Below are 25310 nucleotides of genomic sequence, written 5' to 3' on the forward strand. Positions count from 1 at the left end.
CTTTCGGGTGGGGTCGGTCGCGTGCGCGTGCGCTGAGAGCCTTCTCGTCACGTCCTGCGAAGCCCCGCCCGAACCGGCGGGGCTTTGGCGCGCCTGGTGGCGTCGCTCCGTCCGGTCGGCCCTTTCGACCCGGAGAACGCCGTCATGAGCCACGAACACAGCCCCCATTCCGTCCTCGACGCCCACGATCACCGCGCCCTCGGTCCGCGCCTCGGCCTGTTTCATCTGCAGGAAGAGGCGCCGGCGATGGTGTTCTGGCACCCCCGCGGGCTGGTCCTCGCCCGCGCGCTCGAAGACGCGGCCCGCCGCCGCGCCCGCGCCGATGGCTATCAAGAGGTGCGCACGCCGCAATTGCTGCGACAGCCGATCTGGGAGAAGAGCGGCCACTGGCAGCATTTCCGCCAGGGAATGTTCGCAGTCGCGGACGAGGGCTGCGGGGCGGCGCTGAAGCCGGTGAGCTGCCCGGGCCACATCCAGATCGCGCAGCGCCAGGCGCTCTCGTACCGCGACCTGCCGCTTCGCCTGTGCGAGTTCGGGCTGTGCCACCGCGACGAGCCGAGCGGGACGCTGCACGGGCTGTTCCGGCTGCGGCAGTTCACGCAGGACGACGGGCACGTGTTCTGCGCGGAGGACCAGATCGCGGCCGAGATCGTGCGCTTCTGCCAGGGCGCCCGCCAGTTCTATGCGGGCTTCGGATTCGACGAATTCGCGGTGGGGCTCTCGACGCGCCCGCCGGAGCGGGTCGGCGACGATGCGCTGTGGGACCGCGCAGAGGCGCAGCTGGCGGCGGCAGCCCGCGAGGCGGGGCTGGAGTTCAATGTGCAGCCAGGCGAGGGCGCGTTCTACGGGCCGAAGCTCGAGTTCTCGCTGCGCGACCGCCTGGGCCGATCGTGGCAATGCGGGACGATCCAGCTCGACTTCAACCTGCCAGAGCGGTTCGGGCTGCACTACATCGACGAGGCAGGCCAGCGCCGCCGGCCGGCGATGCTGCACCGGGCGATCTACGGCAGCCTCGAGCGGTTCCTGGCGATCGTGCTCGAGCAACACGCAGGGTCGCTGCCAGCCTGGCTGGCGCCGGTGCAGGTGGTGGTGGCGCCGGTCGGTCCGGAGCAACAGGCGGCGGCGGCGGCGGCGGTGGCGGAGATGGCGGCGGCGGGGATCCGCGCGGAGCTGGACGACCGCCGCGAGACGCTGGCCCGCCGGGTGGCAGAAGCCCACGCGCACGGGGTGCCGATGATCGCGGTGATCGGGGCGCGCGAGGCGAGCAGCGAATCGCTGACGCTGAGGGTCGGGGCGGCGCAGCAGGTGCTGCCGCGCATGCAAGCGGTGGCGCAGATCGCGAGGGACTGCGCGCCGCCGGTGTGATGGCGGATGCCGCCGCCCGCGCAGAGCGGGCGGCGGCTGCTCTGCAAGAGCCTGCTCGTCGGTAGGCCGAAATCCTGCGAGGGAGCGCCCAAGAGCGAGTTCAAGGAAGGCTGCTCGTCGCTACCGAAACGTCCTTCTTGAAGGTGCGAGACGGGCGGCGGTGCCTGGCCGCCAGGATGCCGACGTGGTACGGAAGAGCGGTGCAGATCCGCGACATCGAGCTCACGAACTTCCGCGGCTTCGAGACGCTCAAGTGTGAGCTCAACCCCGAGTGCACACTGTTCGTGGGGATCAACGGATCTGGCAAGACCAGTGTACTTGATGCGATCGCGGCGCTGCTATCGATGTGGATGCGTGCTGTGGCCGGTCGATTGGATGGGGGGAGGCTCGAGCCCGACGACCGGCGGCTAGTCCGGCGGATCATCAAGGGGGTCCCGAGCCTTGAGGTTGCGGGGCCCGTGGTCGTCCATGGAACCATCTCTGGAAGAGAGGGTGAATCGCACCTTGAACGCGTGTCGTTGGACGGCACAGATTTTGTAAACAGTTCCCTCCTGTCGGAAGGGTATCGCACTGTCGAATCGGTCAGTGCAGGAGCGCAGGAAGAACTGCCGCTCTTCGCTTACTACTGCACCGGTAGACTGTGGCAAACGAGCGATGTGCAGGGAAACCTGAGGTTGCAAAGCGTGTTCGATGGCTACCGTGATTGTCTGCGCGCGGCTGTTAACCATCAGCTTCTTCAGAGCTGGATGTCGTGGCGGGAATCCGTCCGCCTGCAGGAGATCGGTCTCGCCGTGGAAAGCGGCCAGGAAATCAGGTCGGTACGAGAACCGCTGCTCGAGGTAGTTGCAAACGCAGTTACCGATTGTGTGGAAGGGGCAAAGCGGTTCTACTATTCCGTAAACCACGAGGAGCTTCGGGTCGACTTCAAGGACGGGCGAACGCTGCCCTTCCGCATGTTGTCGGACGGGTACCGCAACTTGCTGGCGCTCGTCGGCGACATCGCCTGGCGCGCCGCGCGGCTCAATCCTCATCACGGGGTAGATGCGGCCAAGGAGACCGCAGGCGTGGTGCTGATCGACGAGCTCGATCTTCACCTGCACCCGAGCTGGCAGCGGAGCGTGCTGCCGAACTTGCGGCGGGTCTTCCCGAAGATCCAGTTCATCGCCACGACCCACTCGCCGCAAGTGCTGTCCACGGCCGAGCCGGCGTGGATCCGCGTGCTCCATCCGGACGGCAGCGTGGGCACCGTCGAGCATACGCACGGACGTGACTCCAACAGCCTGCTCGAGGACGTGTTTGGCGTCCCCGAGCGGCCCGTCGAGACGCGCGACGACATCCGGCGGCTGTTCGACCTCATCGATCGCGGCGCGTTCGACGAGGCCGAAGCGTTGCGGGAGAAGTTGCAGGAGGACCTCGGTCCGGACGACCCTGACATCGTGCGGGCTCGAACCGCGATCGATCTCGAGAGGAATCTATGATCTCGGCCCCAAAGGGGAGCGCGCCGTCCTGTCTCACCACGCTGGCCGCCACGCCGGGGGCCGACTGGGACAGCGTGTACGGCGACCAGAAGCAATCGATGCGGGATGCGCTCGTGCGTGACCAGGGGTCGCTCTGCGCGTACTGTCAGCGGCGAGTGAAGGCGACCGAGGCCGACATGCGCATCGATCACTGGCACCCGCGCGAGCGCGGCGGAGGTGTGTTCCAGTGGAACAACCTCGTCGGCTCGTGCGCCGATCGTGTGACCTGCGACGCGGCGAAGCAGGAGACCCGGCTGTTCCTTCATCCTGCGCGCGGGCTGGGGCCCGATCCGCGGCAGTTCCTGCGCTACACCGGCTCGGGCGAGGTGGTCGCCGACGACGAGCGGGCGCGTGCCGACACGCGTACGCTCGGTCTCAACGACGATCGCCTGGTCCGGGCCCGGCGGGCGGTGCTGGACGCCCTCCGCGGATGGATCGCGCGGCGCGAGCGGTCAACGGCAGAGCTCCAGCGACAGATCGTGCTCCTGGAGTCGCCTGCAGGCGAGGCCCCGGAGTATGCGGCGACTCGTGCCTACTATTTCCGCAAATGGTCGAGGGCGCGGGGAGCAGCCGTGGAGCGGTGACAGCATTCGCTCGTAGCAAGGCGAGCAGACGCGGCTGCGCTCCACCGCGGGGAGCCGTGAGACCGCCGACGATCTGCGTTACGCCGATGCGCCCGCAATTGCTGCGAGACAATTTCGCTGCGCTCGTCTCCATGCCAGCACGTCGTCCCGACTTGGCGAGCGTGTGGCGAGCTGGAGGATCTGCAGTGGATCCCCGACGCCTGCGACCGTGGTCGTGCCGAGGAGATCGCGTCTTGCGTCTTGGTCAGGCGCGGCGCTCGTTCCGCCTGCCACTCTTGTAAACTGGCCTGGGGGGCCGTAGCCGCGGGTCTGGCTCGGGGCGTTGGGCGAAAACGCGCGCTGTTTTCGCCGGACTGTGCCACTCGTCGGCGGGGCCGGGGTGAGCGAAAGTCTGGGCCGCCGGCATGACCGTCAACGTCCCCAAGCCCATCACCGCGCTCGAGGCGCTGGAGCGCGCGCAGTGGATCGCGTTCGCTCCGTTCGTGTTTCAGGCCGCCCGCGTGCTGCGCGACCGCGGGATCCTCTTCGCCATCGAACGCAGTCGGGACGGGCTCACGCTCGAGGAGGTCGCGGCGGCGGCGGAGCTGCCGATCTACGGGACGCGGGTGGTGCTCGAGGCGGGGCTGGGGATCGGGCTCGTGACCGAGGTCGAGGGCCGCTATCGCATCACCAAGACCGGCGTGTACGTGCAGCACGATGCGATGACGCGCGCCAACTTCGACTTCACGCGCGACGTGAACTACCACGGGATCGCGGGGCTCGACGCGGCGGTGGCGTCGGGCAAGCCGGAGGGGCTGAAGGTGTTCGGCGAGTGGCCGACGGTGTACGCCGGGCTGTCGCAGCTGCCGGAGTCGGTGCGCAAGTCGTGGTTCCAGTTCGACCACTACTACTCCGACGGGGCGTTCGGCGCGGCGCTGCCGCTGGTGTTCGCAGGCAAGCCGAAGCGGCTGCTCGACATCGGCGGCAACACGGGCAAGTGGGCGACCGCGTGCATGAAGCACGACCCCGACGTCGAGGTGACGCTGATGGACCTGCCGGGGCAGCTGCGCAACGCGGAGCAGAACCTGCGCGCGGCGGGGCTGCTGGCGCGGGCGCGCTTCCACGAGGCGGACCTGCTCGACGACGCCACGGCGATCCCGGGCGAGTTCGACGCGATCTGGATGAGCCAGTTCCTCGACTGCTTCTCGGAGGCCGAGATCGTGTCGATCCTGCGCCGCTGCGTGGCGGCGGCCGGGCCCAATTGCAAGATCTACATCCTCGAGGCGTTCTGGGACCGTCAGCGCTTCGAGGCCGCCAGCTTCTGCCTGCAGATGACTTCGCTGTACTTCACGGCGATCGCCAACGGCACCAGCCAGATGTACCGCTCGACGACGTTCCTCGCGTGCGTGCACGCGGCCGGCCTCGAGGTCGAGCGCGAGTACGACGAGCTCGGGGTCAGTCACACGCTGCTGGTGTGCCGGCCACGCGCGATGTGAGCGACGCGGCCCGCGGGTGAAGAAGGGTCGCCGGGTCCGATCGGCGACCGCGGCGCCGCGTGGCGAGCGTACGCTACGTTGGCACGATGCTCGCCGCCGTGCTCGCGCTGCTCGCCGCCCCGATCGTGACGCCGGGCCAGGACGCGCACTACTGGCTGAGCAACGGGCTCGAGGTGATCCTGCGCCACGATCGGCGGGCGCCGCTGGTGGCGGTGCGGCTGCGGATCCACGCCGGCAGCGTCGACGATCCGCGCGGTCTCGGCGGGCTGGCCCACGTGGTCGAGCACGTGGCCCACGAGGGCTCGCGGCACGTCGACCGCGAGCGCCGCGAGACGCTCGAGTACATGCTGTCGGCCCACGCCAACAACGCGGAGACCGGGTTCTACGCGACGGAGTACTACTACACGGCGCCGGCGCAGGCGACCGAACACGTGCTGTGGTTCGAGGCCGATCGCCTGGGCTTCGTGCGCGGGCAACACGGGGCGCCGACGCTGGCCAACGTGCGGCGGATCGTGGTCAACGAGCGACGCGAGCGGGCCGAGCAAGATCCGCTGGCGCGGCTCGAGATCCAGGCGCTGGCGGCGTTGTTCCCTGCGGGGCACCCGTACCACGCGGCGATCATCGGCACCGCGGAGGAGCTGGCGGCGGCGACGATCGCCGATGTCGACGCGTTCGTGGGCGAGTGGATGCACCCGGGCAACGCGACGCTGGTGATGGTCGGCGATCTGCCGGCCGAGACGCCGGGGTGGATCGAGCGTCAATTCGGCAACCTGCCAGCGACGCCGCGACCGCCGGCCCGCGCGGTGCCGATAGTGACCCGAACGAGCGAGCTGCGATTGAGCGCCGAGCGACCGGTGGGCGCTGCACCGGCGGTGCTGCTGGCGTGGCCATCGCCAGCGCTCGACGCCGACGGTGACGCGGCCGCCGATGTGCTGGCGGAGGCGCTGGAGCGCGGTGGATTCGCCCGGCTGGCACGGTCCGGGGTGCCGACGGAGACGGCCGAATTCCAGGCGGTCCAGCGCAGCTTGCCGAACCAGTCGGTGTTCTTCGTGCGGGCGCTCGGGCGCGTCGGCGGCGATCCGACGCGGCTGCTGGCGGAGGTCGATCGGGTGCTGGGACGCGTGGCCGCGGGGGCGCTGGACGAGGCCGCGGTGCGTCGCGCGCGGCTGCGGATCGCGCGAGCGCATCGCAGCGCGCAGCAGGATCTGCAGGACCGCGCGGAGCTGCTGGCGAGCGAGGCGGCGGCCGGCAAGCCGCTCGGTGGTTCGCAAGATGTCGCGGAGTGGTCGGCGGTGACGCCCGCGGCGGTGGCCCGGTTCGCGCGCGAGGTGCTGCGGCCCGACGCGCGTGTGGCAGTGCTGGCGGAGGGCGAGCGATGAAGACCGCGAGAGGCAGCGGCGGGTCGTCGCGTGCGGGCGACGCCGCGAAAGACGGCGCGAAGGTTGCTGGGCCGAGGCGCGGCGGAGACGGACCCGTGCGAGCGGCTCGTGAGGCGATGCGAGGGCCGCGAGCGTGGTGGTTGGCGCTGGGGCTGGTGAGCGCGTGCGCGGGCAATCAGTCGTGGCGAGACTCGGGGCCGCCGCTGCCGACGACGGCGCCGTCGGTGGTGGCGCCGCGGATCGAGCAGCTCGGGCCGTCGCTGCTTCAGGTGCGGCGGGCGGGCCCGACGACGGCGATCGGCCTGGTCTTGCGGACAGGTCCGGAGGTCGACGCGCCGCTGGCCAGCTTCACGCTCGAGCTGCTGGCGCGCGGGCCCGATCGCGCGGTCGAGGACGCGCTCGGCGAGCTCGGCGGGGCGATCGAGGTGGTGTGGCTCGGCGACGCGGCGCTGCTGTGCGTCGAGGTCGAGGCGACGCGGTGGCGCGAGGCGCTGGCGATCGTGACGGGGGCGGTGCGCGGGGCCGAAATTACGGAGGAGGACGTCGCGCAGCTGCGACGCGAGCGACTCGCGGCCCTGCAGCGGCGCGACGGCGATCCTGCCGCGCGTGGGCGTCATGTGCTGACGCGCAGGCTGGCGCCCGGGCTCGATGCGCTGGGCCAATCGCACAGGGTCGAGAGCTGGTCGATCGAACATGTGCGAAAGGCACAGCAGCAGTGGCTGGGCGGGGACCGGCCGACGCTGGTGGTGGTGGGCGCGGCGCCGCGGGCCGAATTGCAGAGGGCGGCCGCGGACGCGCTGGCGGGCTGGCAGACAGTGTCGGCGCCGCGCTGGCCTGCGCCTGGGCCCGTCGAGCCGCGCGGCGAGGTGCTGGTGGTGCCGCGGGTCGGGCTGGCGCAGACGGCGATCGTGGTCGGCCGGGCGATCCCCGGCGACGCCGACGCGCTGGCGCTGGAGCTGGCCTCGGCGGTGGTCGGCTCGGCCCTGCGCGAGGTGCTGCGGCGCGATCGCGGCGACACGTACAGCGTGGCGGTCGGTCACGCGCCGGCCCGCGGCGGCGGTCTGCTGACCATCGAGACCCAGGTCGACGCGGCCGCCACCGGCGCGTCGCTGAAGGCGATGTTCTCGCAGCTGCACGCGCTGCAGGGCCGGTTCCTGAGCGGCGACGTGCTGCGCCTGCTCGGCCGCGCGTTCCAGGTCGAACGCATGCTCGAGCACCAGCGGCTGGCGGCGGTGGTCGAGGCGGTGGCGCGAGTGCCGGCGGGGGGCCGGCCCGAAGGCGCGCTGGCGGCCGAGCTGCGCCGGCTCGGCGCCGTCCGCGACGACGACCTCGAACAGGCGCTGGCGCGGTGGTTCGCGCCTGCCGAGCTGCAGGTGGTGCTGGTCGGAGACCCCGCGGCGATCCGCGCCCAGGTCGAGCCGCTCGGGCTCGGTCCGATCAAGGTGATCGACGACCAGCGCTGACGAAAATGTCTCATTGGACATGTTTGTTTGAACATGTCCTTATGCGTCTGTCGTCGAATCGTCGAGGACATGTTCATAAGAACATGTCCGATTGAACATGCGTCAGGGCGGGCGCTCCGGGGCTCACGACTTGGGCGGCAGCACGCGCAGGGCGATCCGGCGGTTGTGGGCCCGGCCCTGCTCGGTGTCGTTGGCGGCCACCGGGTGCTGCTCGCCGTAGCCCTCGGTCTCGATGTGGTCGCCGGGCACGCCGCGCTCGACCAGCGCCTTCTTGACGTTGTCGGCGCGCTCCTGCGACAGCTTGAGGTTCGCCTCGGGGTTGCCGGTGTTGTCGGTGTACCCGCCGATCTTGACGTGGATGGCGGGGTAGGCGTTGAGGATCGCGGCCAGGTTCTCGAGCTGCTCGTGCGAGCTCGCGGCCAGCGTCTGCTTGTTGGTGTCGAACACGAGGCGGTCGAACTCGAACCAGGTCTTGTCGTCGGCCTTGGCGCCCCTGTCGCGCAGGAACGCCAGCAGCTTGGCCTCGATGCCGGTGTCGGCGAACCGCAGCTCGCGGTTGACCTCGGCCACGTGGACCGACTTCATCGGCGCCGCGGCCTGGGTCGGCGCGGTCGCGGGGGACGGGGTCCCGGGTGTCGGGGAGGTCGCGGGGGCGGTCGCGGGCGCGGGCGGCCTGGCGGGTGCGGGCTTGCTCGCGGGCGGAGGGGTGCGCGTGGCGACGGCCGCCGGGGTCTCGTGGCGCGCGGCGGTCGTGTCGAGCTGCTTCTCGGGTCGGCGGTCGCCGAGGAACCACCAGGCGAGCAGCGCCAGCGGCAGCAGGGCCAGCGGGATCGCCCACCAGGGCGGTCGCTTGGCCGCGAGGACAGACGGGTGCGCGAGGTGGGGCAGGTGCGCCTGGCCCTCGCGGACGACGTCGTAGATCTGGGCCCGGCCGACGATGTTGGCCAGCGGCGCGGGCACGGCGTTCATGATCTCGCTCTGGTGACCGAGCAGCGTCTGGCCGAGCGAGGCGACGGTGACGCCGCCGCCGCGCACCAGACCGCCGAGCGCCCGCAGCACCAGCGGCGCCGCCAGGCCCATCAGCGACGCGGCCGCGGTGGTGCCGACGTCGGCGTGACGCGCGAGCGCGGCGATGATGTCGTCGGTGCGCCCGCCGAACAGCGTCGAGATCGCGTGGGTGCCGAGCTCGCGGGCGCGCACGGCCTCGGCGGTGCCGCCGAGCAGACGGGCGGGATCGTCGAGCGCGGCGCTGCCGAGCGCGGGGTCCTGGACCATGTCGAAGACTTCGCCGAGCGCCAGCGGATCGCGGGCCTTGTTGGTCAGCGCCGCCAGCATGGCCGAGCCCGCGGCCCCCATGGCCTTCGAGGCCGACGCGGCCGAGATCCCGAGGGCGGACGCCGCTCCATGGACGATGCCGCCGGAGGTCAGCGCGTCGCGCACTGTGTCTGTCAGGGAGAATGTCATCGTGTTCCTTTCGAGTCCGCGCAAAGAGTAATCAGGTCGCGCGCGGCGACAAGCCGCGGCTGCTGCCGTCCGCCGCCCGCACGAGCGCCGGCGGTCGCGCCGCTTCGAGGCGGGTCACGAGAATGACCTCAAGGACATGTCCTGAAGGGAATGTCCGTGGTCGCTCGCTCGCTCGCTCGCGGTCATGAACGCTCGGGACATGTTCGAGAGGACATGTCCCGTGCGTCGAGCTCGCTGCGACTCAGCGGTCGGCCGCTCGCGTTCACGCGGCCGTGGGCGCGCCGTCGAGGATCCGCCGCACCAGGGCGACGAGGGCGTCGCCGGTGAACGGCTTGGCGATGAAGCTGGCGCCGACCTCGAGCTCGGCGGCGGCCTGCACCGCGCGCTCGGGCGAGCCGCTGGTGAACAGCACGCGCAGCTCGGGGCAGCGGGCGGCGAGTCGCTGGGCCAGGTTGACGCCGGTGGTCCACGGCATCACCAGGTCGGTGACGAGCAGGTCGATCGCGCCGCCGTTGCGCTCGCACAGCAGCAGGGCCTCGGCCGCGTCGACGGCCGTGAGCACGCGATAGCCGGCCGCCCCGAGCACGCGCAGCACGAGGCGTCGCACCGGCTCGCTGTCTTCGACCAGCAGGATGAGCTCGCCGCCCGGCTCGCGCGGCAGCGGAGCGGGCGCCGGCGGGTGACGGCGCGGCAGCGGCTCCTGGTCGCGCGGGAAGTAGATGCGGAAGCTCGTGCCGCGGCCCGGGTGGCTGTCGACGACGATCGCGCCGCCGGCTTGACGGATGATGCCGTAGACGATCGCCAGCCCCATGCCGGTGCCGAAGCCGGGCGGCTTGGTGGTGAAGAACGGCTCGAAGATCCGCGCCCGTGTCGCCTCGTCCATGCCGCTGCCGTCGTCGCGCACGGTCATGACGACGCGCGGACCGGGCGGCAGATCGAGGTAGTGACCGTCGTCGTCGCCGGCCGCGAGCGTGGCGGTGGTGATGACGATGCGGCCGCCGGCGCGGGTGGCGTCGCGGGCGTTGATGACGAGGTTGACGAGCAACTGATCGATGTGACCGGGACCGATCCGCACCGGGCACGGCGCGCCGGCCAGCGAGACCGTCAGGCTGCGCTCCTCGCCGAGCAGGCGGACGAGCATGCCGCGGAGCTCGCGGACCTTGGCGCCGAGGTCGATGACCTCGGGGGCGACGATGTCGCGCCGGCCGAAGCCCAGGAGCTGCTGCGTGAGCGCGGCGGCCCGCTCGCCGGCCTTGCGGATCTCGCCGAGGTCGGCGACGTCGCCGCTGGCCGCGTCGGCGGTGATGCTCTTCTCGAGCATGCCGGTGTAGCTGAGGATCACGGTGAGGAGGTTGTTGAAGTCGTGGGCGACGCCGGCGGCCATGCGCCCGAGCACCTCCATCTTTTGCGCCTCCTGGAAGCGCCGCTCGAGCTGGCGCTCGCGGGTGACCTCGACGACGTGGGTGAGCACGAGGTCGGGCGGGATGAAGCCGAGCGAGACGACGTAGATCGCGGGCAGGCCGGCGGACGTGGGGACCTCGACCTCGCGGCGCAGGGCCGACTCGGTGGCGGCGCAGGTCCGCATGGCGTCGACGAGCTCGGGGCGGTCGGGCAGCAGCTCGACGAGCTCGCGGCCGACCCACGCGGGCACGTGGCCGTCGCTGAGGATGAAGGCGGAGCGGTTGTGAGCGACGAGCACGAAGGCGTCGCCGCGCTGCTGCCATACGACGGTGGCGATCGGCAGGTGCTCGTAGAGCTCGCGGGCGTGGATCTCGCTGGTCCGCAGCGCCTCGACGATGTCGGCTCGCTCGACCAGGGCGCCGATCCGGCCGGCGACGGCGTCGAGCAGCTCCTGCTCCTCGCGCAAGAAATAGCGGGCGCACGGGACGGAGGAGTCGGCGATCCGGCACACCTCGAGCACACCCGCGAGTCGGTCGCCGACGCGGATCGGTGCGGTCTGGCGGCAGCGATCGGCGGCGAACCGCGGCGAGCTGTAGAGCCGCTCGCCGAGCTGGATCTGGGCCGCGACCTCCGGCGGGTAGGTGTAGCCGCGCGGGATCCGCTCGGCGATCTGCCACAGCGCCTCGTCGAGCGTGAGGTCGTCGCTCACGATCGACGAGACCTCGTAGAGCACCTCGATCTCTTTGACCCGCTCGCGCAGGTCGTGCTCGGCCCGCCGCAGCGGCGTGATGTCGGTGACGAAGCCCTCGAGCAGGGCGCCGCTGCCCTCGCCGCGCAGCAGCCGACCGCGCTCCCACACGTGCTTGGTGCGGCCGGCGCGATCGCGGATCCGGTACTCGACGGTGAACGACTGGCCGGCGGCCACGGCCGACTCGACGGCCGCCTCGACCGCGCGGCGATCCATGGGCAGGATGAGATCGGCGTAGGCGCGGCGCTCGCCGGCCAGCAATTCGTCCGGGCGAAAGCCGGTGAGCTCGAGGGCGCCGGCGCTGACGAAGTCGAGCGTCCAGGCGCGATCGGCCCGGCAGCGATAGACCATACCCGGCAAGCTGTCGATCAGCGCGGCGAGGTCGTGTGGAGTGCAGGCAGCTCCCTCGGACTCGGGCATACGCGGTTCAGCATAGCGGACCGACTGCGCATATTCCCGGTCGCGCGATAGTTGACGACGTTCGCGGCGCGGCGGCCGCGGCACCTGCTGCGAAAGATCGGCGCCTCGCCGCGACTGTGGTCATTGACCCGTCTCGACCGTCGAGCGCGCGGAGGTCCGCGCCGGTCCCCACCTGGGGGCCGCGCTCCTCTCCTGGCACAGCCATCAATGGCTTTTTGGACATGTCGACGAGGACATGTCCCGGAGGTCACGGGCGCTGCGCGGCGGCGATGCGGGCGGCGGCGCGGCGCCCGGCCAGCGCCTCGGTGGTGCGGCCCGTCGCGACGCTCTCGGCCAGCAGCTCGCCGGCGGTGGTCCCGAGCGCGGCGATCAGCGGCTCGCGGTCGGCGAGCTGCATCACCGAGCGGCCGATGCCTTCGATCACCGCGCCGGCCGAGGCGACCACGTCGGGCACGTGCAAGACGCCGCGCGATCGCAGGGCCTCGGCGACGTCGGGGGCGGCGAGCACGTTGTTGGCGGCGCCGCACAGCGCCCAGGCCGACATGGCCGCCGCGACCTCGGCGGTGACGACCCCGCCGACGGCGCACGGGACCAGCACGTCGACGGGCGCCAACAAGATGTCCTTCGGGTCATGTACGTGAGAACCTGTCGCTTCGGCCAGGTCATGGGCGCGCCGCGGGTCGACGTCGGCGATCAGGAGGAAGGCGCCCTCGGCCGCGAGGGCGCGCGCGACCGCCGAGCCGATCGCGCCGCAGCCCTGCACGGCGACCCGCAGGCCGCCGAGGCCGCGACCGCGGGCGCGGGCGCAGGCGCGGACGCAGGCGATGACGCCGCGGGCCACGGCGTCGGCGAGGCCGCGGTCGTCGGTGTGCACGTAGGGGCAGGTCTCGGCCATCGCCGCGAGGTCGGCGGGCGTGGTGCCGAGGTCGCCGGCGGTGCGGAACAGCCCGCCGAGCTCGGCGACGCGGCGGCCGAGCGCGCGGAAGGCCGCGGGGCGGTCGAGGCCGGGGTGATCGAGGACGACGGCCTTGGCCCCGCCGGCGTCGAGGCCCGCGAGCGCGCACTTGCGGGTCATGGCCCGGGCGAGGGCCGCGGCCTCGGAGATCATCGCCGCGGCGTCGGGGTAGGCGCGGGTCCGGATCCCGCCGGCAGCTGGCCCGAGGGACAGGTCGTCGATCACCAGCACGGCGCTCAGGCCGGACGGCGGGTCGCGCCACAGCACGCAGCGGGCGGCGCCGGCGGGATCGAGGAGATCGGAGATCGTCGCGGACATCGGCGCGACTCTACCTCGCTTGCGCGCGCGCGTGCGCCGGCCTACCGTCGCGGCCATGGGCACCTGGGACGACGGCCTCTACGACAATGACTCCGCGCTCGACCTCGTCGGCAGGCTCGTGAAGCTGCCAGCGCTCGACGCCCCACCGAGCGAGTTGGTGGTGGGCATCGGCCTGGTGGCGTGGCTGCAGCCGGTGGTGTTGAAGCTGCGCGGGGCGGGCCACGTGGAGGCCGCGCTGGCCCACGGCGAGGCGCTGCCGGCCGACGCGCGCGAGGTGCTGGCCGGGCTCGCGCGCGATCTCGAGGGCGGGCTCGCGGTGCGCTCGCGCAGCGCGGCCGCGAAGGCGGCGCTCGGCGGCTACAACAACGGGACGCGGTTCGACGCGCTGCTGCGCGTGCCCGGCGGGCAGGCGGGCATTGACGCGCTCGGCGAGCGCGCGGGCGAGGTCCTCGATGGCGCCGACGACGGCGATCTTTACGAGGCCGCGGGCGACTTCGCGGCGCTCGGCGTGATCGTCGAGCTGGTCGACGCCGGGCTGTGGAAGCCCGCACCGGCGCGCGTGGCCGAGTGGCGGGCCCGGTTCGAGCGCGCCGACGCGGGCTCGCGCGAGGAGCGGGAATTCTGGGACAGCTACGCCGCGCGCGTGCGCCTCGGCTTCGACCTCGTCTCGCGCGCGTGAGCGCGCCTGCGCGATCGTGAGGCGCGGCCGCGGGGCTGCCGTCGCGCTGCATCGGCTCGTATTCTCGGGGCCCGCGACTTCGCCGTCGCGACAGGAGCCCCATGAACGACCGAGGCCGTGAACGAGACCTTGTCCTCGCACCGAACGAGTTCGCCTTCATCCTGGACGAGACGAAGGGCAACATCAACGTCTACGTCGGGCCGCACAAGACGAGCCTCGCCAACACCGACGCCCCCGTGGTGTTCGACGCCGGCAGCAAGCGGTTCGAGCGGCGCCAGCTCGACGGCGCGATCCAGTCGCTGTCGATCGCGCCCGAGGGCTGGTACCTGTCGCTGAAGAACCCGGCGACCGACAAGAGCCACCCGCGGACCGGCGCGCTCAACAACTTGCCGTCGCTCGACACCGGTCGCAAGGTCAACATCCCCGGGCCGACCTCGTTCGCGCTGTGGCCGGGGCAGATGGTGCGGGTCATCCAGGGCCACCACCTGCGCTCCAATCAATACCTGCTGGTGCGCGTGTACGACGAGGAGGGCGCCAAGACCAACTGGAAGAACGCGGTGCTGCGCATGCGGCCCGAGGCGGCCGGCGAGGAGGGCGAAGAGGGGAAGGTGCAGCGGCCGTCGGACCTGACGATGGGCACGCTGCTGATCATCCGCGGCACCGAGGTCGCGTTCTACATCCCGCCGACCGGCGTCGAGGTCGTGCCCGACGTCGAGGGCAACTACGTGCGCGAGGCGATCACGCTCGAGCGGCTGGAGTACTGCATCCTGCTCGACGAGAACGGCAACAAGCGCTACATCCAGGGGCCTGCGGTGGTGTTTCCGCAGCCGACCGAGACGTTCGTGGCGATGCGGGGCGCTCGCAAGTTCCGCGCGATCGAGCTCAACGAGAACACCGGCCTCTACATCAAGGTCATCGCGCCTTACGAGGAGAACGGGGTCCGCTACAAGGTCGGTGACGAGCTGTTCATCACCGGCAAGGACACGATGATCTACCTGCCGCGGACCGAGCACGCGATCATCAAGTACGGCGATCAGGAGCGACACTACGCGGTCGCCATCCCGGCCGGCGAGGCGCGCTACGTGCTCGACCGCAACAAGGGCTCGATCACGCTGAAGCGCGGGCCCGCGATCTACCTGCCCGATCCGCGGTCCGAGCTGATCATCCGGCGCGTGCTCGATCCGAAGACCGTCTCGCTGTGGTTCCCCGGCAACCGCGAGGCCTACGACTACAACCGCCGCATGGCCCAGCAGAACGCGCCGCAGATCGCCGCCGAGTTCGCCGCGGTCGCGTCGGTGCCGGTCCAGACCGCGCGCGCCTCGGCGGCGCCCAAGGCCGCCCAGGCCCCCGGTGGCCCGCCCGCGCCGCCGCCTCCGCCGCCGCCGTCGGAGTTCGCCGGCGACGACTTCACGCGCAGCCAGACCTTCACCGGGCCGCGCACGATCGTGCTCGACACCCGCTACGAGGGCGCGGTCGCCATCGACGTGTGGACCGGCTACGCGGTGCTGGTGGTCTCGAAGACCGGCGAGCGCAAGGTCGTGACCGGGCCGCACACGCACCTGCTCGAGTACGACGAGACGCTGCAGGTGCTCGAGCTTTCGACGGGCACGCCGAAGACCGAGCACAACCTGTTCAAGACGGTCTACCTGCGGGTGCTCAACAACAACGTGTCCGACCGGGTCGAGGTCGAGACCCGCGACCTCGTGCGCGTGCAGCTGCAGCTCAGCTACCGCGTCAACTTCGAGGGCGACCCGAACAAGTGGTTCGAGGTCGAGAATTACGTCAAGTTCCTGACCGACCACCTGCGCTCGCTGATCCGCGCGGCGGTCAAGCGCCACGGCATCGAGCAGTTCTACGCCGACTCGGTGGCGATGCTGCGCGACGTGATCCTCGGGACGGCCGGCGAGGACGGCAAGCGGCCGGGCCGGCGCTTCGAGGAGAACGGGATGCGCGTGTACGACGTCGAGGTGCTCGAGGTCCAGATCGGCGACGACGCGATCGCCGATCTGCTGGTCCAGGCGCAGCACGCCGCGGTCCAGCAGACGCTGTCGCTGGCGGCCGAGCAGCGCCGGCTCGACATGGTGCGCCAGACCGAGGCCGTCACGCAGCAGGTCGCGGAGGCCAAGTCGGCGACGCTGCAGCAGGCGATCGGGCTGCGCACCCGCGAGGGCGAGCAGCAGCAGCGCTATCAGCTGGCCGAGCTGGCCGCCAAGCTCGACCTGCACGAGCGCCAGCAGCAGGCGCTGCTCGCCGAGCAGGAGCGGCTCGCGGCGATCCACGCGGCCGAGCTCGGGCGGCGCCAGGCGACTTCGACGCTCGAGCTGACGATCGAGCAGCAACAGCTCGACCAGCGGCTGCGCGAGCTGCAGGCCGAGGTCGCGGCGGTGGTCGAGAAGGCGCGGGCGGTCTCGCCCGACCTGATCGCGGCGCTGCAGGCGTTCGGCGATCGGGCGCTGGCGGAGAAGATGGCGGAGTCGATGGCCCCGCTGGCGATCCTCGGCGGCGAGAGCGTGGCCGAGGTGCTCGGTCGATTGCTGCGCGGCTCACCGCTGGCGCGGCTGCTGCCGGCTGTGGCGAGCGAGTCGGACAAGGCGTGAACACCGTCCCGGACGCCGTGCTCCGTCGTGGGGCGCGGCGACCGGGGCAGCGATGTCGCGGTGACGCGGCGACCCGGGTCAACGACGTCGTGAGGCTTCGGCCTCGCGCACGGGCGCCGGCTCGGGCCCGCGCGAGCCTCGGTGCGACCCGCGTGTTAGCCTTTTGCCATGAGCTTAAATGATGTGCGCCGTCGTCTGCCCGTGGTCGCCTCGTTGCCGGTGCCGGCCAACCGCTGGCTGAGCCACGACGATCGGCGCGAGGCCCGGGCGCCGCGCTGGGCGGTGTGGGAGCTGACGCTGGCGTGCGATCAGCACTGTGCGCATTGCGGGCCGCGGGCGGGCCACAAGCGGCCCGACGAGCTGTCGACCGAGGAGTGCCTGAAGGTGGTGCGCGAGCTGGCGGACCTCGGCTGTGGCGAGGTGGTGCTGATCGGCGGCGAGGCGTACCTGCGCAACGACTTCATCCTCATCATCCGGGCCATCCGCGAGGCCGGGATGGCGTGCACGATGACGACCGGGGGCCTCAACCTCAGCGAGGAGCGGGCGGCGGCGATGATCGAGGCCGGCATCGGCAGCGTGACCTTCTCGATCGACGGGCTCGAGGCGACCCACGATCGCCTGCGCGGGGTGAACGGCAGCTGGCAGCGGGCGTTCGCGGCGATGCGGCGGATGCGGGCGGCCGGCGGCAAGATCGCCAGCAACACCCAGATCAACGCGCTGACCCGCCACGAGCTGCTGCCGCTGTTCGAGCTGCTGGCCGACGAGGGCATCCATTCGTGGCAGCTGCAGATCACGGTGCCGCACGGCAACGCGGCCGATCACCCGGAGATCCTGCTGCAGCCACACATGTTCATCGACATCTTCGCCACGCTCGATCAGGTGCTCGACCGCTGCGAGGCGCGCAAGGTCCGGCTGTGGCCCGGCAACAACCTCGGCTACTTCGGCCCGCTCGAGCGGCGACTGCGGCAGTCGCAGCGCAAGCACTGGCGCGGCTGCACGGCGGGGGTGTCGGTGATGGGCATCGAGAGCGACGGAGGGATCAAGAACTGCCCGAGCCTCGGCGGCGGCACCAACATCGGCGGCAACTGGCGCGTGCACGGGGTCAAGAAGGTGTGGGAGGAGTCGTATCAGCTCGGCTACATCCGCGCGCGCACGATCGACGACCTGTGGGGCTATTGCCGCGAGTGCTACTACGCCGAGACGTGCATGGCCGGCTGCACCGCCGCCGCCGAGCCGCTGCTGGGCCGGCCGGGCAACAACCCGTTCTGCCACCACCGCGCGGTGATGATGGATCGCGCCGGGCTGCGCGAGCGCATCGAGCAGGTCCGCGGCGCCGGCGGCAAGTCGTTCGACAACGGGCTGTTCCGGGTGATCCGCGAGCACGCCGATCCGGCGCTGCGCGAGCAGCACGGGCCGGTCGCCATCGAGGAGCCGCGGGTGTCGCGGCTTGAAGAGCCGTACGGGGCGGGGCGCACGGTCACGCTTTGAGGTGTCCGCGCGGCCGCGGCGCGCGGCGAACGTGGCCGCGTCGGCCATGCTGCCGGGGCGAGGCCGTGTCGCATCGCGGCATGCTTCTCGGGTGGATGATTGCGAGGCCGCGCGATCGGTGGATCGGCCGCGAATGAAAGGACATGTCCTTGCGTCATGTCCTTTCGGTAGTGTCTTTAAGGGCATGTCCTTTCGGACATACCATTTGATGGCACGGCCGCATGGCGCACGCAGCGTGCGGGCATGCGGCCGGGGCGTGCATTCGCTACAGGCCTGTTACTTGCTATCGTCCCAGGGCTCGTCCGCGCCGGCGTAGGTGCTGGCGTCGGCCGTATCCTCGCTGGTGGTCCAGTCGGACGTGTCCCACTCCTCGTCGGGGCCGGCGTAGGTGCTGGCGTCGGACGAGTCGTTGGTGCTGTTGGTGGTGGTCGACGTCGAGCCGGTGGAGGTGGTCGACGTGGTCGACGTGTCGTCGCCGGTGGTCGTGGTCGAGTCGCCCCAGGTGGTCCAATCCTCGTCGGGGCCGGCATAGGTGGCGCCGTCGCTCGAGGTGGTGATCGTCGGGTCGACGGTGTCGCCGCCCGGGTTGGACGAATCGGACACCATCGAGGTGTCGGCCACGGTGTCACCGTTATCGGCGGTGTCGCTGGCGGTGGCCGTCTCGTCGCCGAGGTCGCGGTCGACCTGGCAGGCGGCGCCGAGGACCCCGAGGCTGGCAGTGAAGGCGACGGCGGCCCAGGTCGAGCCGAGCGAGTGGCGCTGGACGTGGCCGCAGAACGGGCAGGTCGCGTCGGCGGCGCGGAACAAACAGGCACAATCAGGGCAGTCGATAAGCGAAGACATGCCCGGACCTTAGCAGACTGGGGCCGCGCGCGGCCATAAAATCCGCCGTGACGGCCGCGGCTCAAGTACATTGCCGGGGTGTCTGTCGCACTCGCGGTGGCGCTCGCGACGATGGCCGCGAGCCTGGTCGGCCTGGTCGCGCTGCACCACGAAGGGCTGCGCCGCGTGCTGCTGCGCGGCGTCGACCCACGGCCGCTGGCGCTGCTGCGAATCGCGTTCGGCTGCTGCCTGCTGGTGAACTTGTTCGAAGTCGCGCCGCTGGCCACCTATTTGTTCTCGGACGAGGGGCTGCTGCCGCGGGCAGCGGTGCCGGAGGTGATGGGGCGCGCGGCGCTGGTCGGGTTCGGCGACGGCGTGCGCGAGCCGGCCGGCCCGCAGGACGCGAGGGCGGCGCTCGAGTTCGTGATCAGCGGGCGGTGGTCGCCGCTTTATTTCGTCGACAGCCCGGCGGCGGTCGGCGTCCACTTCGGGCTGTTGATGGCGGCCGCGCTGGCGCTGACGCTGGGGTTTCGCACCCGGTTCAGCGCGTGCGCGACGTGGCTGCTGTACGCCGGGCTGCTGCGCCGCGGCGACGCCCACTGGGGCGGAGAGCAGGTGTTCTGCGCGTTCCTGTTCCTGCTGCTGTGGGCGCGCAGCGGGGCGGCCTACAGCGTCGACAACTGGCGGCGCTGCCGGGCATTGCGACGACATGGCCTTTTGAGCATGACCTCGGGGACAGGTGCGGGGGCGGGCGCGAGGCCGTCGACAGAGGCGCCGCAGGGGCTGGCGGCGATCTATCGGCGGGTGCCGGCGTGGCCGCAGGCGCTGATGGCCGGGCAGCTGGCGCTGTGCTACGCGGCCAACGGGTGGGCCAAGGCGGGGGTGGCGTGGCAGACCGGCGACGTGCTGCAGATGACGCTGCTGCGCGACACGTTCGTGCGCTGGGACCTGTCGGCCGCGATCGCCATGACTGGGCCGTGGCCGCTGCGACTGGCGAGCTGGGGGGTGCTGTGGTGGGAGCGGCTGTTCCCGCTGGTGCTGGTCGGGCTGGCCGCGCGGGCGCTCGGGCGCTGCGGGGCGCCGGCGCTGCAGGGGACGGCGGCGGCGCTGGCCCGGGTGTGCTGGGGCGGGCTGGCGACGGCGGCGGCGATCGCCGCGGCTGTCCCGGGGGACCTGGTCGAAAAGCCAGATACGCCGGGGGCGGCGGAGCGAGCGGCGATGCTGGCGGTGCTGGCGGTGCTGGCCGCGGCGGTGGCGATCGCGGGGCCGCGGGCGGGGGCGGCGGTGCGGCGGCTGGCCGACGGTCCGCTGGCGCCGAAGTGGTGGCTGGGGTTCGGGGCGCTGTTCCACCTCGGCAACCACGTGTTGCTGGCAGTGGGGGCGTTCGCGCCGGCGACGATCGCGGTGTACCTGGTCTGCGGCGCGGGCCCGTGGGCGGTGGCGACGCTGCGGCGCGCGGCGGGCTGGCTGGCGCGGCGCGGGCTGCCTGTCCCCGAGAACCTGGTCAAAGAGACAGCCGTCGAGGATGGGTCACTGCCGCACCTGCACCGCGACGCGGCGGCGCTGCCGGGGTGGGCGATCGCGGCGGCGGGGGGGCTGATTTTGGCGGGCGGGGCCGGGGCGCTGATCTCCGGGTGGGGGGCCGGGGCGTGGCACGCGGCGTGGCTGGCCGCAGGGACAGGTCTGACGATCATCGGCTGGCGGATCGCGCGGCGCGATCGCGGCAAGACGATGGCGCTGGTCGAGCCGTGGGCGCACGGGCCGGCGGGGCGGCTGGCGGCCGGGGGACTGGTCGCGTACCACGTGGTGGCGCTGCTGGTGTGGCAGCTGCCGGCGTGGCACAGCCTGCCGTGGCGCGACTCGACGCGGACGCTGTTGGGGCCGTGGATCGAGCTGAGCTTCACGAGCCAGGTGTGGTCGATGTTCGCGCCCAATCCGCCGCGCGATCAGGCGATGCTGCGGGCGACGGTGGTCGACGCGGCGGGGGTCCAGCACCGGTTCGGGACGGAGCCGCAGCGCGCGGACGACCTGCCGCGGCCGGCCCCGTGGCACGACCGCTGGCGGAAGATCGGCGACAACGTGCTGGGACAGCGCAAGACGCTGATGCCGCGGCACGCGCGGTACCTGTGCCGCCGCTGGGCGCTCGAGCACGGCGGGGAGGCGCCGCGCGAGGTGCTGCTCGAGATGGTGCTCGGGCCGTTGACGCCGCCAGGCAGCGATCCGCGCGAGCACTTCGCGGCGCATCACAAGGTGAAGCCGCTGACGCAGGTGACGTGCGCGGAGGAGCCGTTCGCCCAGCTGGCGCCGGCGGTGCGGGCACGCCACGGGCTGCCGCCGGCGCCGGAAGGTTCGCTGAAGTTCGCGTGGGAGCGGCCGGGGCGGTGGGCGGACCGCCAGGCCCGGCGCAATCCGCTGGCTCCCCTGTGGCCGCTGATGGCGCTGGGGCTGCTGGGGGCGCTGGCAGGGTGGGCGCGAGAGGATCGGCGGGCGCGGGTGGCGATGCGAGCGTCGGCGAGGTCCTGAGAGGCATCGCTGGCGGTGGCGCTGACGCTGAGGCTGGCGTGCGAGGCGAGATTTTCATGTGTCCTGAGGGACATGTGACGAGTCCCAGAGGGTCTCGGTCGTTGCGCAAAGTGAGGCGCAGCTCGTTGGTGCTTGGCATCGTTGATAGGCGCGAGTAACTCGCGGCATTTGTGATCAGGGCTGAGGGATACGGAGACGATTGCGCGTCAGGTGGTCCTTGAGACATGTTTTATTGGGCATGTCATGATCCGTGTGTCGGATGATCGAGTGTCGGATGTCGTTGCGGGCCGAGGGACTGGGCACCGGGCGACCGAGATAGGCGAGAGCTTCTAAAGATGTCTCTTGCGACATGTTCTCGGGGGCATGTGCGCGGCGTGGGTGACCGGAAACGCACGTGGCGGCGCCGGGCAGGGGCGTGCGTGGGCGGGGGCGTGCGCGGTAAGACTCGCGCATGCGGACGCCGTCGTTTTTCGCCTTTGGCTCGGCTCATGGCGGGGTGGGCCGCACGCTGGCGGTGTGGGGCGTCGGACGCGTGCTGGCGGCGCAGGGGCTGCGGGTGCTGCTCGTCGACCTGGACCTCGAGTCGCCGGGGCTGACGCGGCTCGTGGAGGCGCAGGGCGAGGGGATCGTCGAGGCGGGGGCCGATGCGGTGTGGCTGACGATCGCGGAGGGGTTGCGGGTGCTGCCGGCGGGGCGGCTCGATGCGGCGTACTGGGATCGGCTCGATGCGTGGACGGCGAGCGAGCAGGCGGCCGCGTGGGGCGAGTTGCGGCGGAGCATTGCGGCTGTCGACGATGTCGATATGGTGCTCGTCGACGTCGGAGCGGGCTCGTCGCGGGCGACCGAGCGGGCGCTGCGGGCGCTGGCCGAGCGAGTGGTGCTTTTTACGGCGCTGAATCGCCAGCACGTGGCGGGCACGGCCGAGCTGGTGCGGCGGTGCGAGGCGGCCGGGCTGGCGACGCGGGTGGTGGGCAGCCTGCTGCCGCTCGGCGAGGACGAGTTGACGGCGGCGCGCGAGGCGGCGGCGCGCGAGGCAGGGATCGAGCTGTCGCTGGCATTCGGGCAGCACCCCCGGGTGTCGCTGGACGAGCGGGCGAGCGAGCGCGGGCCGGTGCTGGCAGGGCACGTCGAGCTGGCGCGGCTGGTGCTGCGCGAGGCGGGCTTCGAGGTGGGGACGATCCTGCGGGCGATGGCGGCGGCGATCGCCGAGGGGGCGTGGTCGCGGGTGCTGTCGCTGGTGCGGGTGGCGAAGGTGGTGGAGCCGGAGGGTGCGTCGTTGACGAGCACGCTGGGGTGGCTGCGCGAGCACGCGACGCCCGATGCCGCGAGCGATCCGGTGTTCGCGGCGCTGGTCCAGGCGCTGCCGGCCGATTCGCCGGTGCATGCGAGCTTCGCGACGGCGCTGCACCGGGCCGGCAATGCGTTGGCGCGCGGGTTCTACGAGCAATTTTTGAAAGAAGTGCCGGACCACGCGGACATGCTCGGCAACTTCGCGGCGCTGCTCAGCGACGTGTGCGGCGAGCACGACCTGGCCGAGGACTACTATCAACGGGCGCTGGCGGCCGACGACGAGGACGCGGATCATCGCGGCAACTTCGCCAACTTCCTGGCGCTGGTGCGCGGCGATCGGGCGCGCGCCGACGCGTGTTATCGCGAGACGATCGCGCGGGCGCCGGAGGACGCGCATCACCTCGGCAACTACGCGAACTTTCGCATCAGTGCGTTCGCCGATTCGGCCGGCGCGGAGGCGCTGTACCGCCGGGCGCTGGCGGTGGAGCCGGACGATGCGAACTTGCTCGGCAACTTCGCCCGGTTGCTGCTGGCGGAGGGGCGGGCGGAGGATGGTCGCGCGCTGCTGGGGCGAGCGCTGGCGGGGTCGGAGGCCGGTTCGGCGCTGCGCTGCGAGCTGTGCTTCTACGCGCTGGCGCACGCGCCCGAGCTGTGCCCCGACGCGATGACGCAGCTGCTCGCAATGCTGGAAGACGGGGTGCGCTCGCCGGGCTGGGACCTGCGTGCGAACGTGGCGCGGGCGCGAAGCGACGGGCATCCGCGGCCGGAGCTGCTGGAGGCGCTGGCAGCCGTGATCGCCGACGAGGCGCCGCTGGCCGCGCTCGACGTGTTCCAGCTCGGGTGAGGGCGTTCACAGATACGCGGTGATCTCAGGCGGGCGGTCCTGGCGGTCGCGCTTGCCGTCCTCGTAGATGATCGGCGCTGCCGCCAGCTCCACCTCGCTGGCGTCGTCGAGGCAGGCGACGTTGACCGCCCAGAAGTCGCCGCCCATCTCCTTCTCGAGGTAGCCGCGCGAGAACACGTGCGCGCCGCAGGTGCCGCAGTGATAGTGGTTGATGTCGCCGGGCGGCCAGTGCAGGGGCGTCGGCTGGTAGTCCTTCATGACTTCGCGGCCGGCGGTGATGCGCAGGGCTTCGTAGGGGATGAGCGCCTTGCGGTAGCCGAGCTTCAAGCAGAAGCTGCAGTTGCAGCGGCGGATCCCGGCGCCGAGGTCGATGTCGGCGTCGAAGCGAATGGCGCCGCAGTGGCAGCTGCCGCGGTAGGTCTTGGGCATGGTCGGGTCTCCGCGGGCAGCATGGGCGAGGCCGCGCCGGGGCGCCAGTCGTGGGCCCGTGCGTGTCACAGACGCGCGAGGACCCGCGGGCCGGAGCGCGCGGGTCCTCGAGGTGGCCGAATCAACCTGTCTCTCAGGCCAGGAGCTCGGCGAACTCGCCTTGCTCGAGGCCAGCGCGGCCGAACTGGGTGATCGGGGCGCCATTGTCGGTGCAGCCGACGGCGTTGAGCAGGGTGATGAGCAGGCGGTTGTGCGGGTGGGTCTGGACCCACGGGTCCTGGCCGTTGATGAGGTCGATGTAGTGGCCCTGCTTGAGGTAGCCACCGGCGCCGCCGGCGATCACGACCGGGAGGTCGAGGTACGAGTGGTCCTTGCCGTCGGACAGCTCGTTGAACCAGACGACGGCGCTATTGTCGAGCACGGTGCCGTCACCCTCGCTGTACGAAGCGAGGCGGTCGAGCAGGTGGCGGTACTGCTCGGCGTGCCAGCGATCGATCTGGGTCAGCATCTCGTGATAGCCGGCGACCTCTTCGCCCGAGTTGTCGTCCTTGGTGTTGCCGTGCGACAGCTTGTGGTGGTTGAACTCGTGGTTCATGCCGTCCCACTTGTAGATCGGGCCGCCCGAGCCGGAGCCCCACTGGATGCTGCCGGCGCTGGTGGCCCCGCAGGCGATCGCCATGGCGAGGATGTCGAGCTGCATCAGGCCGATGGTCTTGAACTGCCAGTCCTCCATGACGGAGTCAGGGTCGATGGCCTCGATCTCGGCGGCGCGCGCCGGGTCGAGGGCGCACTCGATGAGGCCGTTGCCGACCATGCCGACCTCGAGGTCGCGGATCGAGTCGGCGTGCATCTCGAGCTTCTGCGCGTCGGCCTGGCTGAGGTTCTTGGCCTTGAGCGACTTGAACTCGTCCTCGACCAGATCGAGCACGCTCTGGCGGCGCGCGGCGATCTGCATCTTGACCATCTCGTCGAGGCCGCCCAAACCCATGAGGTCCTGGTAGGTCAACCACGGGTTGCCCTCGGGCGTGACGGGGGTGTTGTTGCCGGAGTACGAGATGTGGCCGAGCCAGTTGCTGTGGCGCCAGCCGACCGAGAGCGTCATGGCCGGGCCGCCGTCCGCGTTGAGCTTCTGGGCCGCGAACTGGTCGACCGAGATGCCGCGCGCGTAGAGGGTGCCGGGATCGAGGGCCTCGGCGGTGAGCTTGTGGCCCATGCCCTTGGCGTGATCGTCCCCGGGGGTGTCGGCGTCCTGGCCCCAACCCTTGGGCACCATGTGCATGCCGCGAGGGATGAGCAGCTTGCTCGCGTAGTCGGCGATCGGCTCGAGGCTGGTGCCCATCAGCGAGGCCGCGGTCAGCGGGCCGGCGGCGGCGGGGAAGAAGGTCTCCATGTTGACGCCGTTGCACATGAAGAACACGACCAGCCGCTTGCCGCCCGGATCGGCGGCGCGGGCGGTCTTGATGAAGCGCCGCCAGCCCAGCGACTCGAGGAAGGGCAGGGCGACCGCGACGCCGCACGCGCCACGCAGGAAGTTGCGCCGTCTCATGGT

17 protein-coding genes are annotated in these 25310 nt (G+C 71.6%); 11 read left to right on the plus strand and 6 right to left on the minus strand.

Annotated elements, in window-relative coordinates; genetic code table 11:
• Nucleotides 1–144 precede the first annotated feature (144 nt).
• The 6 genes from thrS to POL25_RS20155 all read left to right on the plus strand — a co-directional run bounded on the left by thrS (nt 145) and on the right by POL25_RS20155 (nt 7783).
• The gene (gene thrS / locus POL25_RS20130) at nt 145–1365 is read left to right on the plus strand and encodes a threonine--tRNA ligase (RefSeq protein ID WP_272087733.1); all 1221 of its coding nucleotides are present in this window, start codon (nt 145–147) and stop codon (nt 1363–1365) included.
• Nucleotides 1366–1565: 200 nt separating this feature from the next.
• Nucleotides 1566–2843, plus strand: coding sequence for an AAA family ATPase (locus tag POL25_RS20135; protein WP_272087734.1), 1278 nt, complete (start codon nt 1566–1568; stop codon nt 2841–2843).
• Between the two features lie 74 nt (nt 2844–2917).
• Nucleotides 2918–3466, plus strand: a complete 549-nt coding sequence (locus POL25_RS20140) for a retron system putative HNH endonuclease (protein ID WP_272087735.1) — start codon at nt 2918–2920, stop codon at nt 3464–3466.
• 404 nt (nt 3467–3870) lie between these two features.
• Nucleotides 3871–4941 (plus strand): methyltransferase, encoded by a 1071-nt coding sequence (locus POL25_RS20145; RefSeq protein ID WP_272087736.1) that lies wholly within the window; start codon nt 3871–3873, stop codon nt 4939–4941.
• 86 nt (nt 4942–5027) lie between these two features.
• On the plus strand, nt 5028–6320 hold the full coding sequence (locus tag POL25_RS20150) for a M16 family metallopeptidase (RefSeq protein WP_272087737.1): 1293 nt from the start codon (nt 5028–5030) through the stop codon (nt 6318–6320).
• Between the two features lie 116 nt (nt 6321–6436).
• A complete protein-coding gene (locus POL25_RS20155) occupies nt 6437–7783 on the plus strand; it encodes a M16 family metallopeptidase (protein ID WP_272087738.1) in 1347 nt (448 codons plus the stop codon).
• A gap of 123 nt (nt 7784–7906) precedes the next feature.
• Here POL25_RS20155 and POL25_RS20160 read toward each other — a convergent pair whose 3' ends face one another.
• The 3 genes from POL25_RS20160 to POL25_RS20170 all read right to left on the minus strand — a co-directional run bounded on the left by POL25_RS20160 (nt 7907) and on the right by POL25_RS20170 (nt 13089).
• Nucleotides 7907–9247, minus strand: coding sequence for an OmpA family protein (locus POL25_RS20160; RefSeq protein WP_272087739.1), 1341 nt, complete (start codon nt 9245–9247; stop codon nt 7907–7909).
• A gap of 262 nt (nt 9248–9509) precedes the next feature.
• Complete coding sequence (locus POL25_RS20165) at nt 9510–11816, minus strand: ATP-binding protein (protein ID WP_272087740.1); 2307 nt, start codon at nt 11814–11816, stop codon at nt 9510–9512.
• 247 nt (nt 11817–12063) lie between these two features.
• Nucleotides 12064–13089 (minus strand): Glu/Leu/Phe/Val dehydrogenase dimerization domain-containing protein, encoded by a 1026-nt coding sequence (locus POL25_RS20170; protein WP_272087741.1) that lies wholly within the window; start codon nt 13087–13089, stop codon nt 12064–12066.
• Between the two features lie 55 nt (nt 13090–13144).
• On the opposite strand from POL25_RS20170, the gene POL25_RS20175 reads away from it, so the two are divergent.
• The 3 genes from POL25_RS20175 to POL25_RS20185 all read left to right on the plus strand — a co-directional run bounded on the left by POL25_RS20175 (nt 13145) and on the right by POL25_RS20185 (nt 17853).
• The gene (locus POL25_RS20175; RefSeq protein WP_272087742.1) at nt 13145–13768 is read left to right on the plus strand and encodes a hypothetical protein; all 624 of its coding nucleotides are present in this window, start codon (nt 13145–13147) and stop codon (nt 13766–13768) included.
• 101 nt (nt 13769–13869) lie between these two features.
• Nucleotides 13870–16365 carry an SPFH domain-containing protein gene (locus tag POL25_RS20180; protein WP_272087743.1) on the plus strand — a complete coding sequence of 832 codons (2496 nt, stop codon included), beginning with the start codon at nt 13870–13872 and terminating at the stop codon, nt 16363–16365.
• Between the two features lie 168 nt (nt 16366–16533).
• Nucleotides 16534–17853: a radical SAM/SPASM domain-containing protein gene (locus POL25_RS20185; protein ID WP_272087744.1), complete on the plus strand. Its 1320-nt coding sequence runs from the start codon at nt 16534–16536 to the stop codon at nt 17851–17853.
• 276 nt (nt 17854–18129) lie between these two features.
• Here the strand turns inward: POL25_RS20185 and POL25_RS20190 are convergent, their stop codons facing one another.
• Complete coding sequence (locus tag POL25_RS20190; protein ID WP_272087745.1) at nt 18130–18696, minus strand: hypothetical protein; 567 nt, start codon at nt 18694–18696, stop codon at nt 18130–18132.
• A gap of 78 nt (nt 18697–18774) precedes the next feature.
• Here POL25_RS20190 and POL25_RS20195 point away from each other — a divergent pair, with 78 nt between their 5' ends.
• Both POL25_RS20195 and POL25_RS20200 read left to right on the plus strand, forming a co-directional pair.
• Nucleotides 18775–21198 carry an HTTM domain-containing protein gene (locus POL25_RS20195; protein ID WP_272087746.1) on the plus strand — a complete coding sequence of 808 codons (2424 nt, stop codon included), beginning with the start codon at nt 18775–18777 and terminating at the stop codon, nt 21196–21198.
• A 451-nt stretch (nt 21199–21649) separates the two neighbouring features.
• The gene (locus POL25_RS20200; protein ID WP_272087747.1) at nt 21650–23332 is read left to right on the plus strand and encodes a tetratricopeptide repeat protein; all 1683 of its coding nucleotides are present in this window, start codon (nt 21650–21652) and stop codon (nt 23330–23332) included.
• Between the two features lie 6 nt (nt 23333–23338).
• On the opposite strand, the gene POL25_RS20205 is transcribed toward POL25_RS20200, so the two are convergent.
• Entirely contained in the window at nt 23339–23761 is a 423-nt protein-coding gene (locus POL25_RS20205; RefSeq protein ID WP_272087748.1) for a GFA family protein, read from the minus strand.
• A 133-nt stretch (nt 23762–23894) separates the two neighbouring features.
• On the minus strand, nt 23895–25307 hold the full coding sequence (locus tag POL25_RS20210) for a DUF1552 domain-containing protein (RefSeq protein ID WP_272087749.1): 1413 nt from the start codon (nt 25305–25307) through the stop codon (nt 23895–23897).
• Nucleotides 25308–25310 lie beyond the last annotated feature (3 nt).

The organism is Nannocystis bainbridge, from assembly GCF_028368995.1.
Classification (GTDB): domain Bacteria; phylum Myxococcota_A; class Polyangia; order Nannocystales; family Nannocystaceae; genus Nannocystis; species Nannocystis bainbridge.